General features: G+C 47.7%; 13 protein-coding genes. 9 read left to right on the top strand and 4 right to left on the bottom strand.

All coding sequences use genetic code 11. The features are described from left to right. Window positions 1–79: 79 nt before the first annotated feature. Entirely contained in the window at window positions 80–1171 is a 1092-nt protein-coding gene (locus EXW93_RS00880) for a diguanylate cyclase (protein ID WP_235147612.1), read from the top strand. A 45-nt stretch (window positions 1172–1216) separates the two neighbouring features. Here the strand turns inward: EXW93_RS00880 and EXW93_RS00875 are convergent, their stop codons facing one another. Then, window positions 1217–1822 carry a TetR/AcrR family transcriptional regulator gene (locus tag EXW93_RS00875; RefSeq protein ID WP_023466731.1) on the bottom strand — a complete coding sequence of 202 codons (606 nt, stop codon included), beginning with the start codon at window positions 1820–1822 and terminating at the stop codon, window positions 1217–1219. A 192-nt stretch (window positions 1823–2014) separates the two neighbouring features. Here EXW93_RS00875 and EXW93_RS00870 point away from each other — a divergent pair, with 192 nt between their 5' ends. The 5 genes from EXW93_RS00870 (at window position 2015) to EXW93_RS00850 (ending at window position 7161) form a co-directional block, all read left to right on the top strand. Next, window positions 2015–2671 (top strand): HlyD family secretion protein, encoded by a 657-nt coding sequence (locus tag EXW93_RS00870; RefSeq protein ID WP_023466730.1) that lies wholly within the window; start codon window positions 2015–2017, stop codon window positions 2669–2671. Between the two features lie 12 nt (window positions 2672–2683). Beyond that, the gene (locus tag EXW93_RS00865) at window positions 2684–4375 is read left to right on the top strand and encodes a DHA2 family efflux MFS transporter permease subunit (protein ID WP_023466729.1); all 1692 of its coding nucleotides are present in this window, start codon (window positions 2684–2686) and stop codon (window positions 4373–4375) included. A gap of 130 nt (window positions 4376–4505) precedes the next feature. After that, window positions 4506–5063, top strand: coding sequence for a hypothetical protein (locus EXW93_RS00860; protein WP_023466728.1), 558 nt, complete (start codon window positions 4506–4508; stop codon window positions 5061–5063). A gap of 121 nt (window positions 5064–5184) precedes the next feature. Next, window positions 5185–5742, top strand: a complete 558-nt coding sequence (locus EXW93_RS00855; protein WP_023466727.1) for a nitroreductase family protein — start codon at window positions 5185–5187, stop codon at window positions 5740–5742. A 222-nt stretch (window positions 5743–5964) separates the two neighbouring features. Next, window positions 5965–7161 (top strand): MFS transporter, encoded by a 1197-nt coding sequence (locus EXW93_RS00850; RefSeq protein ID WP_023466726.1) that lies wholly within the window; start codon window positions 5965–5967, stop codon window positions 7159–7161. 52 nt (window positions 7162–7213) lie between these two features. Here the strand turns inward: EXW93_RS00850 and EXW93_RS00845 are convergent, their stop codons facing one another. The 3 genes from EXW93_RS00845 to EXW93_RS00835 are packed head-to-tail and all read right to left on the bottom strand — an operon-like array spanning window position 7214 to window position 8908. Then, window positions 7214–7741 (bottom strand): DM13 domain-containing protein, encoded by a 528-nt coding sequence (locus EXW93_RS00845; RefSeq protein ID WP_055969882.1) that lies wholly within the window; start codon window positions 7739–7741, stop codon window positions 7214–7216. A gap of 35 nt (window positions 7742–7776) precedes the next feature. Next, window positions 7777–8229, bottom strand: coding sequence for a DUF4385 domain-containing protein (locus EXW93_RS00840; protein WP_023466724.1), 453 nt, complete (start codon window positions 8227–8229; stop codon window positions 7777–7779). A gap of 49 nt (window positions 8230–8278) precedes the next feature. After that, entirely contained in the window at window positions 8279–8908 is a 630-nt protein-coding gene (locus tag EXW93_RS00835; protein WP_064300475.1) for a TetR/AcrR family transcriptional regulator, read from the bottom strand. 108 nt (window positions 8909–9016) lie between these two features. On the opposite strand from EXW93_RS00835, the gene kynU reads away from it, so the two are divergent. The 3 genes from kynU to kynA are packed head-to-tail and all read left to right on the top strand — an operon-like array spanning window position 9017 to window position 12547. After that, a complete protein-coding gene (gene kynU, locus EXW93_RS00830) occupies window positions 9017–10294 on the top strand; it encodes a kynureninase (RefSeq protein ID WP_174315905.1) in 1278 nt (425 codons plus the stop codon). A 10-nt stretch (window positions 10295–10304) separates the two neighbouring features. After that, window positions 10305–11684: an amino acid permease gene (locus EXW93_RS00825; RefSeq protein ID WP_035399235.1), complete on the top strand. Its 1380-nt coding sequence runs from the start codon at window positions 10305–10307 to the stop codon at window positions 11682–11684. 23 nt (window positions 11685–11707) lie between these two features. Next, entirely contained in the window at window positions 11708–12547 is an 840-nt protein-coding gene (kynA, locus tag EXW93_RS00820) for a tryptophan 2,3-dioxygenase (RefSeq protein ID WP_174315904.1), read from the top strand. Window positions 12548–12552 lie beyond the last annotated feature (5 nt).

Raw genomic sequence — 12552 nt, 5'->3', positions numbered from 1 at the left:
CGTTATCTACTTGAGTATACTGGAAGTATATATATGGAAATCTGTTAGCTGGGGGAGTTGGGAGGATTTGTTGGCCATCATGAATCAATTCATCATTAACTTTTGTCTACTGTTCACAACGATTACTCTCTTGTTCTTACCGTTTCGGAATCAACCGCGTATTTCATTGAACTCCAAATGGAGCATTCGACTTATACTCGGAGCAGTCTCTGGTCTGATTGCGGTTTTATTGATGTTTAACGGGATTCAAATCGACGTCGCCCGTGTTGATTTACGTATCGTTCCTGTCGCAATCGCCATGCTGATCGGTGGTTTCCCAAGCGCCATCGTTGCTGGTGCAATGATCATCGGGACACGTTACTTTTTAACACCAGTTGATCAAATGGAAGGATTTTATTTATCGACGCTGATCATCGTCTTGTTCATCACGACGATTGGGATCATTCGTCGATTCATCCATGTCTCGATGCGTCATTTTCAGCTTATGGTGTTGGTCGGTATTCTCTATTCGTTGCCCGCCATCTACATCCTGACGAACAGCTGGTCGACATTCTTTAAAATCTCGATTGCGTACGTCTTCTTTAATTTATTAGCTGGCTTTGTCGCTTATCGATTACTGACGGAATTACGCCGTCACTTCGAAAACATCCAGTATCAGCAGAAACTCGCCATGACGGATGCTTTGACAGGGCTCGCCAATCGTCGTCGTCTGGATGACTCGCTTTCGCTTGTCGGTTCGACCGACCAAGGCTATTCGCTTGTACTCATCGATATCGATTTCTTCAAGCATGTCAATGATACATATGGTCATGATGCGGGCGATGATGTGTTACGCCAACTCGGCATGACTCTCGCTTCCTTAACGCGTCCAGACGACCTCGTCGGACGGTACGGTGGTGAAGAATTTTTAATCATCTTACCAAGTACTTCAGCGAAAGAAGCGCAAAAAATAGCAGAACTAGCTCGGCTGACGGTCGCACGTAACCTGTTCCCGACAGCAGATGTACCTGATCTGCAAATCACGATCTCACTTGGGATTTCCCATTCCAGTGGTTCGCATACGTCACTTGAAGCATTACAACAGGCAGATAAAGCGTTGTATTACTCAAAAGAAAGCGGACGGAACCGGAGTACGATCTATACGAAAGAACTTGCATTCCGACAAGCTTAAACTAATGGGACACTTCCGTAGGGGAGTGTCTTTTCTTTTACGTCTTCATTCCGTCTCTTTAGGAAAACCGATGCTTTCAACCGTTCCAAAGACAATCATCCGACTTAATTGTTCTGCCATGTATTCTGATGAATACGGTCGACCGTTTCGTAACCACGAAATCAACAATCCCAACTGTCCACCAATGACATAGTTTAATAATAAGTCCCGATCGACGAACGTAGCTTCTTCTGTGATTTGCGGTCGAAACACAATTCGATAATTCTCTTTCAATGTATCGAGAAAACGAGAGATGAACGTTTTGATCGGTCCTTGAACGAGCATCGTCTGATAGAATAATTCATTTTCTTCGATATGAATGAACAAACGAGCAAAATAGCGACTCACCTGCTCGACTGTCGGAAAGACAGTTCCTGTACCCGTGATCCGAATCGCTTGTTCAAGTGCCTTCATTTGCTCCTCAACGATTTGGTCGAGCAAATCATACTTATCCGTATAGTGTGCGTAGAAGGTTGAACGATTCACACCGGCTCCATCCGTCAGCATTTTGACAGTAATACTTGAAAAGCTGTGCGTCTTCAGTAAACGAAATAATTCCATTGTAATACGGTCACGTGACCGTTTTGGTCGGGGATCACGGCTCTCATTCATCCATATTTCACTCCTTTTTCATCATCTTTTCATTAATGAATCCGTTATCATCTATTTTTCCAACATTTTGTCGGAAATTGTCGGTTGTTTGTTAGCTAACGATCCATATAATTAACTATATTAATTACTCCTCCCCCCAGAGGAGTACTTTTTTTGAATCGATTGTACACAAGAAAGGATGCTAACACACCCATGAGTATGAAAAAATTATTGATCATCAATATCGTGACACTCATCGTTTTAATCGGTGGTGGTGTTGTCGGATACTACTATTACGATCAAGCAACGAGCTATGTCAAAACAGACAATGCGAAAATCGACGGTAAGATGATAACAGTTGCGAGCCCAAGCGCTGGTAAATTAACGGACTGGTCTGCGAAAACAGGCGAATCACTTGCCAGTGGGGCAACAGTCGGACACGTCATGACGGCACAAGCCGGACAAAAACCGACGGACTTCTCGGTTTCAATGCCCTCAAAAGCAACGATCGTTCAGTCGATGGCGACAAAGAACGGCTTCGTCGCAGCAGGTACACCTCTCGCCTATGGTTTTGACTTAAACGACCTTTGGGTCACAGCGAACATCGAAGAAACAGAAATCGATGAAATCAAAGTCGGACAAACAGTGGATGTCTATGTCGACAGCTACCCGGACACGACACTTTCTGGTGAAGTCGAGCAAATCGGTATGACGACGGCTTCCACGTTCTCAATGATGCCTTCTTCAAACGGAAACGCGAACTACACGAAAGTCGCACAAGTCATTCCTGTTAAAGTCTCACTCTCGCAAGAAAAATCACTCGACATTCGACCTGGTATGAATGTGACCGTCCGCATTCATAAGGATTAAGGAGGGACGTTCATGTCTACTACCTTCTTGTTCGGATACAGTGCGTTCACGATTCTGATCATCATCGGCGTCAACTGGATTGCCCGTCGAAGTCGCCCATCCGACGTAGCACTTGCGACGGACGGACCGACTCTTGAGGAATCCCTCGAGACGGAACCGACGATGACCGTGACACCACCAGTCGCAACACCTTCTAAACAGGTATCGACTGAAAACGTCAGTATTCCGAAAGTACTGACGGTCTTACTCATCGGTATGTTCATTGCTATTTTGAACCAAACGTTGATTAATGTCGCATTACCAGTTCTGATCAATGACTTCAACGTGTCGACGTCCACTGCCCAGTGGTTGACGACAGGCTTCATGCTCGTTAACGGGATTTTGATTCCGATCAGTGCCTTTTTGATGCGAAGCTATACGTTCCGCCAGCTGTTTCTCGCTTCAATGACACTGTTTTTCTTCGGATCGGTCATCTGTTCGATGGCAATGAACTTCCCGGTCATGATGATTGGTCGTGTCGTTCAGGCAGCGGGGGCTGGTATCTTGATGCCACTCGGATCAAACGTCTTCATGACATTATTCCCACCGCATAAGCGCGGTGCTGCCATGGGAATGCTCGGAATCGCGATGATTCTCGCTCCTGCTGTCGGACCTACGATCACGGGATATGTCATCCAAAACTATGACTGGCACGTCATGTTTTATGCGATGTCGTTCTTTGGATTAGTGACATTGTTACTCGGTACAGCCTGGTTCCGCCTGACGCAGCCACTCTCGAAACCTTCTTTCGACGCACTGGGCGTCTTATTTAGTACGATCGGATTCGGGAGTCTCCTTTACGGATTCAGTGAAGCCGGGAATGACGGCTGGGATAGCCCGATCGTCATCAGCACGATCGTCATCGGTTTAATCGGGATTGCTGCTTTTGCGATGCGTGAGCTGTCGATGGAAGATCCGATGTTGAATATTCGTGTGTTAAAGGTACCGGAATTTTCGTTCACCCTCTTCATCAATGTCATCGTCACGATGGCCTTGTTCGGCGGGATGTTACTTTTACCGATTTACCTTCAAAGCATTCGCGGTTTTTCACCGGTCGATTCAGGTCTGCTCCTTTTACCCGGATCACTGATCATGGGTATCACCGGACCGATTGCCGGTCGTTTATTTGACCGCTTCGGTATTCGTCCGCTTGCTATCTTCGGTTTGACGTTGATGACGTACGGAACATGGGAATTGACGCAATTAAACATGGATACGTCGTATTATTCCATCATGGGTATCTACATGCTTCGGTCATTCGGTATGGCATTTATCATGATGCCGATCATGACTGCTGGTATGAACGCTTTACCGATGAAGATGATCCCACACGGAAACGCGACCCAAAACACACTTCGTCAAGTCGCCGGCTCCATCGGAACGGCAATTCTCGTCACCGTCATGACCCGTCAAACGACGGCTCACTTGGCAGACGATGCGAATCAGTTCACGACGCTCGACCCGACGCTTTCGCAACATTTAAACGATCTTGGTCAACAGCTGGGTAGCTCCCAAGCTGCTTCGACGAGTTGGTTTACGATGCTGACGAAACAAGCGACGATCCAAGGGATCACCGATGCGTTCTGGATTGCGACCGTCTTATCTGCGCTTGCACTGATTCTGTCCTTCTTCTTGCACGGAAAAAAAGAACCGAATCTGGATTGATTGACGACAGACCAGTTGATGTCCTATCAGCTGGTCTTTTCTTATACTTTACGAAAAGTTCTTCTTTGCACTTCAGCCTTAAAATCGATACACTAGGGACAATGAGTTTCATATCTAAAGGAGATGCTTTATGGTTGCCTTTCTGCAATTTTATGCGTTCATCTTTGCTTGTTGTTTTGCTTGGCAAGTTGGTCGACCATCCCCTTGGTCACAAAAGATCGTTCGTGCCTTTTTAACAAGTGTCAACGGGCTCTTCGTATTCGCACGTGCCTCGATTTCAATCTTTTTATTAGTTGGACCACTATTACTCGTCACTTATCTTGTCTTCCCACGGTTAATCGCTTTTGAAAATGGTTTAGCGATGGTGATCAGCGTGCTCGTCATCGGACTGGTTGATCGTCTCGTCAGTCTCGTCGTCCTGCCACTCATGCGTTCCTTTTTCTTAAAACGTCAACGCGTCATGCCACAATCGGTGGAAATGGTGCTTTATACGATGGCAATGGCTGTCTTACTCTTCATTCAGCTTCATGCTGTTCCTGGCGTTCAAATTCATGTAGCGTTAACGATTTTCCTTGGTTTTACGATTTATTTCGCTCATTATCTATTTGCCCTATATCGGATTCGCCTCATGAAAAAGAAGCTAACGACCGTTGCTCAAGATCAAGACGAGGAACGAAAAGCCTCTTAAATACGAAAACGAAAGATGATTTCCTCTTGGGAATCGTCTTTTTGTTTTCTGATAAATAACGTTGACAATGATAATCGTTATCATTTATAGTGAAAAAGTACTCAGTGAGGAGATGAAACGGATGCATGCCCAACAAGTGATTGAAACACGCCGCTCGATCCGATCCTACACGGAACAACCGGTTCCGGTCGAATTGGTAGAAGCATTACTCGATACAGCGATTTATGCTCCGAATCATAAATTACGAGAGCCTTGGCGCTTTGTTCTCGCAATCGAAGACGGACAAACACGGTATGTCGATGCCTTAATGGAGTTACTGACGGCGCGTGGTCAATTCGAGACGAAAACGTCTGAACAACGTCAACAGGCTGAACAAAAATTACGGGAAGTCCCAGTTTACTTAACAGTACTTTGTCAGGTACAAGGGACACCGGATCAACAGCTAGAGGATACTCTCGCAACGGCTGCGATGATTCAAAATCTGCAGTTGGTAGCAACAGAACGAGGTCTTGGGTGTTGCTGGAAGAGCGGAAAACACTGGTTCACACCAGAGTATGCCTCACTCGTTGACGCTTCTGAAAACGAACGCGTTCTCGGCGTCATTCAAATCGGCTGGCCTGCCATCGTTCCACCTGTCAAACCGAGAACGTCCGCAAAGGACAAGTTGACGCACTTTTAAGAGGTGCGCATTCTGCGAGCTACCCCTGCTCGCGCCAATCAAGCCCCAATTCAAAAATAAAAACGTTCCGATGACGTCTCTCTCCCCAAACGGAGACGCAATCGGAACGTTTTTCTGTTAGAGAAACCCTTCATGATTGACAGGTGATTTAGCTTGAATCTAAGATTATGAAGGTGAAACAAATAACCGCTTACAGAAAGCGGGTCGAAAGAAGGGGTCCCCTTGCACGCGGATCAACGAAAAAAATTAACGGTCCTCATGATCAACATGTTCATTGCGGTCGGGAGCTTCGGGATCATCATTCCGATTCTACCCGCTTACTTAGCATCGATTGGACAGGGTGGAACGGCGGCTGGATTAATGATCGCCATCTTTGCCGGAGCACAACTCGTCATGTCACCGATTGCCGGAAAATGGGCGGACCAATACGGTCGTCGCAAGATGATCATCTATGGATTGATCGGCTTGACGCTCTCGATGTTCGTCTTCTACTTCTCCAATTCCGTCACGGTCCTCTACATCTCGCGCGCAATCGGTGGTGCCGGTGCTGCACTCCTGATTCCCGCAATTTTTGCTTACGTCGCGGACATCACGACGATGGATCAGCGCGCAAAAGGAAACAGTTACGTCTCAGCTGCGATGTCACTCGGAATCGTCATCGGTCCTGGAATTGGTGGATTCCTTGCCGAATACGACTTAAAATTGCCACTACTCGTCTCAGCGATCGTCTCAGGGGCAGCCGTCTTGTTCAGCGTCCTGTTACTTCAAGAAAGCGAAAAACACGATGCGACAGCGATGGCACCAGACGAAGGGTCGATGCTTCGAAAACTCGGCACGTCGTTTAAGAAACCGTACTTCGTACCGCTCGTCATTACACTCGTCATGAGCTTCGGTCTCATGGCATACGAATCAGTACTTGGTCTATTCGTCGATGACCAATTCGGTGCTTCACCGAAGGACATCGCGATCATGGTAACGTCGACCGGTATCATCAGCGTCATTGCTCAAATCTTCATCGTCGATAAGCTGTCACGTAGTCTCGGAGAAGGAAAGGTCTTGAACCTATTCCTGTTCATCGCAGCACTCGGTTTCCTGTTGTCATTATTGACATCAAGTTACGGTGGATTCTTTGCGATTACCCTCGTCATCTTCCTTGCGACATCGATTTTACGTCCCGTCTTGAATACGATGATTTCAAAGCTCGCTGGTAATGAGCAAGGCTTTGCTATGGGAATGAACAACGCCTACATGAGCATCGGGAACGTACTCGGACCGACGCTTGCAGGTGTCCTGTATGACGTCAACATTCTCTATCCGTTTGCACTCGGTCTGATTTTCCTCGTCGTGACGTTCATCGGATCGTTCATCTGGCAGAAACGTCAATCGCGTTTAATTAAAAAAGTCGAACAAACTTCTTAACGTCAAAAAAGTAATGCGTTCCCGATTTTTTATTCGGAAGCGCATTGCTTTTTCATTCATTCATTGCTTTTAAATCACCTGTTCCAAAGTCAGCATCAAAAGCACGACACCAAATGACGACACGGCTATGTTTCGTCAAATCGACGTCTTTTGGAATCATATAGTTCTGATTTCCTTGATTTCCTTTTAAGGTGCCGAGACGAATGCCGTCTGCTGTATCTTCACCGGGCTCGATCAAGTACACAAACAAATCCGGACCATTCGTCGTTTGAAAATCTTCAAAACGTAGATACAACGTATCGTCTACAGTTAGCGTCTTGATGTTCCCTGATGTTTTGTAATTTTTTTCACCGTCCATGAATTGGCCTGATAATTCAGCTTCCGTTTCTTCAGGAGAAGGTTGTGACGTTTCGGAGTTGTTTTCCTCCTCCTTTTGTTCCACTGTTGAAGAACCTGGCGGCAGTCCTTCATCGACTGATTCATTCAAAAAAAGAGGTGATGCGAGCCACCAAACTAAAGCCAGTACGCAAACAATGACGATTCCGACGATAATTTTCGATCCTGTTCGCACCGTCTCCACTCCATTCCTCCATTGAGAGAAAGCATGACTTCCGTTTAACCGTATTGTTTTTGATGTTCCCGTTTTAATGCCAAATACTCTTCATCCGCCCGGATCAAATCCCATTTTTCTTGGAAGATGGCCGCAGATTTTGCTTTTTCTTCGTCAATCTCGCGCGTGTGTAATTCTTTGGTCTCTTTATCTTTATATTTACGCCCACCCTTGTAGTTCGCGTAACGTCGTGCGCGCGTATGTCCCATCTGAATGAACTTCCGCGCCATATCCATGCCGACGAAGTCTCCGTCTTCTTTATAAGCTAAATACATCTCATAAATTTTCTCAGACGATTCCTTCGCGATGTCCGGCGTCTTAAAACGCCAATGCGGCAAAATCTCACTTTTATAAGGTTCGACGAGTAAGACCCCTTGCTCCCCGCGTCCAACCCGGTACTTTTCCGGCTCCTTACGAAAATCCGTCGTCTTGAAATCGAGATCGTAATCAAACGGCATCCCGGTCACGCTCCCTTCTACTTCGAAACGTTCCCTTCCCGTCCGTTCATCAATCCTCGATCCGGTAGAGCCCTTGCGTATAAATCGTCGCTAAGACGTGCGCAATCTCTTCGATCGTCGCTGTCGCCTCTTCACGGACGACTTCGAATAAATACATCTCATTCGCAAAGAACCAACCACGGGCGACGAGTTTCGAGTCGACATCCTGCCGCGCAAGTCCTGTCTCCTGCGCATACTGGATATCCTGACTGATCCGATCAATGAACCGTTCCCGAATCGCTTTCCATTTTGCACGGACGATGTAAGACACGCCGATTGCTTGCTCGACAATCCGTAGTATCGCTCGTTCTTCTTCCGCGAGACGTAAGAAATCCGTCGCTTGCGTCACGATGCGTTCCTTTGCCTCTAGCGGCGTCGTCGGTTCGAATGTTCGTTCCGCGATCGCGTGGAAGCGGCTCATGACATCTTCCATCAGGACGACGAGCAGCTCATCTTTCCCTTCGAAATGGACATAGGCTGTTCCGTAGCCGACGCCAGCTTGTTTGATTACTTGTGAAATCGTTGCCGTTTGAAACCCTTGTTCTAAGAAGACGTCACGTGCCGCACTCAACAGTTTCTCGCGTGTCCGCACCGTGCGCAGATGACGTTTATCGATTTTTTCTGGTTGAGAAGATGACATGTCCTTCACTCCTTTTGTTTTCTCTATTCGATAATATTGACACAATGTCAATTTGTTTGCTACGCTTTTGTCAAAATTGATTGAGCATTCATTTGAGGAGGATGACATATGACACTGCAAGCAAAACGGACCGATGCTGTTGCTCGGGATGAGCAAGATACACTCGCCGCCTATCGTGATGAGTTTTATCTGCAACCGGGTAGTATCTATATGGACGGAAACTCGCTCGGCTTATTGTCGAAGCGTGCCGAGAAGACGTTGCTCGAGTCGCTATCAGACTGGAAAGAACTCGGGATCGATGGCTGGATGAAAGGACGTCATCCTTGGTTCGAATTATCGGAACGTCTCGCTGCTCTCAACGCTCCGCTCGTCGGCGCACAAGCAGAAGAAGTCATGGTCACTGGTTCGACGACCGTCAATCTCCATCAACTCGTCGCGACATTCTTCCAACCAACGGAAGGTCGAGACAAGATTTTAGCGGACGCGCTGACGTTCCCGTCAGACATCTATGCCCTTCAAAGCCAACTTCGCTTACGTGGCCTGGACCCGGAGACACACCTCATCCAAGTACCGAGTCGGGATGGTCGCTTTTTAGAAGAAGATGATATCATCGCCGCGATGACGGATGATATCGCGTTGATCGTCTTGCCGGCCGTGCTTTATCGAAGTGGACAAATTCTCGATATGGAGCGTTTGACGAAAGCGGCACACGACCGCGGCATCCTGATTGGTTTTGATGGTTGTCATTCCGTCGGAGCCGTTCCCCACGCGTTCCATGACTGGGGTGTCGACTTTGCCTACTGGTGTAATTACAAACACTTGAACGGTGGTCCTGGAACAGTTGGTGGATTATTCGTCCACGAACGTCATTTCGGAACGTTGCCTGGTTTGACAGGCTGGTTCGGTTCACGGAAGGATAAGCAGTTCGATATGGATCATACGATGACACCGGCGGCGCATGCCGGTGCTTTCCAAATCGGGACACCACACGTCTTAAGTCTCGCTCCACAAATCGGTGCATTAGAGATGTTTGACGAAGTCGGTATCGAAGCCGTTCGGACAAAATCACTCGCGTTGACGCAGTACATGATGGAACTCGTCGAGCAGGAACTCACACCGTACGGTTTCGTCATCGGAAATCCGATCGATGATAAACGCCGCGGGGCGCATCTCAGCCTCGAGCACCCGGAAGCAGCACGGATCTGTAAAGCACTCAAGGAAAATCGGATTATCCCCGATTTCCGGGCGCCAAACATCGTCCGTCTAGCACCCGTCGCGCTCTATAATACGTTCACCGATGTCTATGACGTCGTCGCGACACTCAAACGAATCATGAAAGATAAAGAATACGAACGTTTCGCGAATGAACGCGAAGTCGTTGCTTAAGGAGTACACCATGGAACAACCTACTGAACTACGGCGTGAACTCAAGACACGCCAACTCACGATGATTGCAATGGGCTGTGCGATCGGTACCGGTCTTTTCCTCGGAAGTGGACTTGCGATCGGGCTTGCTGGTCCGAGCGTTCTGATCAGTTATGCGGTCGGCGCCTTCATCGTCCTACTTTTAATGGGCTGTCTGGCTGAAATGACAGTCGCCCATCCGACATCCGGCTCGTTCGGGACGATTGCAGAGCGTTATATTAGTCCCTACGCTGGTTTCCTCGTCCGCTATTCGTACTGGATTGCAAACGTCCTAGCGATTGGTGTTGAAGTCAGTGCGATTGCGATCTATATGAAATACTGGTTCCCGGACGTTCCCGGATTCGTCTGGATTCTCGTATTCGCTGCCGCGTTGATTTACATCAACGCAACGACAGTCAACACGTTCGCGACCTTCGAATACTGGTTCTCGGTCATTAAGATCAGTGCCATCTTGCTATTCATCCTGCTTGGTGCCTACTTGGTCATCGGTAGTCCAAGTCCTGAGATTGGTCCACAAAACTTCACGAATGACGGTGGCTTCATGCCGTTCGGTTTCTCAGGTCTCTGGATCGCGATTTTCATCTCCCTGTTCAGCTTCCTCGGAACGGAATTGATTGCCGTAACCGCTGGTGAAGCGAAGGATCCAGATGTCGCCGTACCGAAAGCATTAAAAGCGACAGTATTCCGTCTCTCGACGTTTTATGTCATCACGATTGCTTTGATGTTGATGATCGTCCCGTGGCAACAAGCAGGCGGTGTCGATCAAAGTCCCTTCGTTAAAGTAATGGAGATGCTATCGATTCCGTATGCAGGAGGCATTATGAACTTCATCATCCTGACGGCAGCACTGTCTGCGATGAACAGTCAACTGTATGCTTCGACACGGATGATGTATTCGTTATCGAAGGCAACATATGCGCCGAAAGTGTTTGGTCGTTTAAACCATAGAGGCGTGCCACTCTTCGCACTCGCCGTATCAACGATCGGGATTTTCCTTGCTGCGATCATCAGCAGTCAGTCGAGCGTCTCTTATCCGTTCATGATGGGGATTTCGATGTTCGGGGCAATTTTCACGTGGTTCATGATTTTCATCTCCCACCTCTACTTCCGTAAAGCGTGGGAACGCGAAGGCGGACGGACGTTACCGGTCCGGATGATGGGCTATCCGTATCTGACAGCTCTCGGTGCGTTGCTATTATTCGCACTCGTCCTGACGACGTGGTTCACGGATTTCCAAATCGTCTTGAAGTTTGGTGTACCGTGGTTAGTGTTCTTATCGATCGCCTATTTCTTCTGGAAACGGGCGCATCCGGAACAACCACAGACCGCTGAAAAACGAAAACTGAATTAACTCGATAAAGGGGATGAATGGGAATGACAAAGACAGATCCTACGTCTATTGAAGCATCGATTCAAACGGATTTTAAGAAAGATATGTCCTACGGGGATTATTTGCAACTAGATCCATTGCTTACGAGTCAACATCGCTTATCTGGGCATCATGACGAGATGCTGTTCATCATCATTCATCAAACGAGCGAACTATGGATGAAGCTGATCCTGCATGAGATGCGTGCGGCGACTCAAGCGGTCGCAAACGATGATCTCGAATCATCCTTTAAGATGCTCGCACGCATCTCAAAGATTCAGCACCAATTGATTCAGTCGTGGAATGTTTTGTCGACCTTGACTCCTGCCGAGTATTTAGAATTCCGCGATTCACTCGGTCACTCATCTGGGTTCCAGTCCTATCAAAACCGACAAATCGAATTTGCGCTCGGCTTCAAGAACGAGCAGATGCTAAAAGTGTATGCGCATGACGAAACACTCTATCCGATGATACTCGAAGACCTGAAGACACCAAGCATCTACGACGAAACGGTCCGAGCGATGGCGCGACATGGTCTACCAATCGACGAGTCTGTCCTCGAACGTGATGTCACGCAAGACTGGACGCCGAATGCAAGTGTCGAAGCAGCTTGGGCGACCGTCTATCGTGATGTTGAACAATACTGGGATTTGTATGAACTCGGTGAAAAACTACTCGATATCGGGAGCCAGCAGCAGATGTGGCGCTTTAACCATATGAGTACCGTCGAACGGATCATCGGACAAAAGCCAGGAACGGGCGGTTCTTCTGGCGTCAGTTATCTACGACGTGTGCTCGACCACCGATTCTTCCCGGAACTGTGGTCAGTCCGCACGACATTATGAGGAGG

Origin of the sequence: Exiguobacterium sp. JMULE1 (genome assembly GCF_013337175.1) — a bacterium.
Lineage (GTDB): Bacteria > Bacillota > Bacilli > Exiguobacteriales > Exiguobacteriaceae > Exiguobacterium_A > Exiguobacterium_A indicum.
This window is presented reverse-complemented; position numbering and strand designations above follow the sequence as displayed.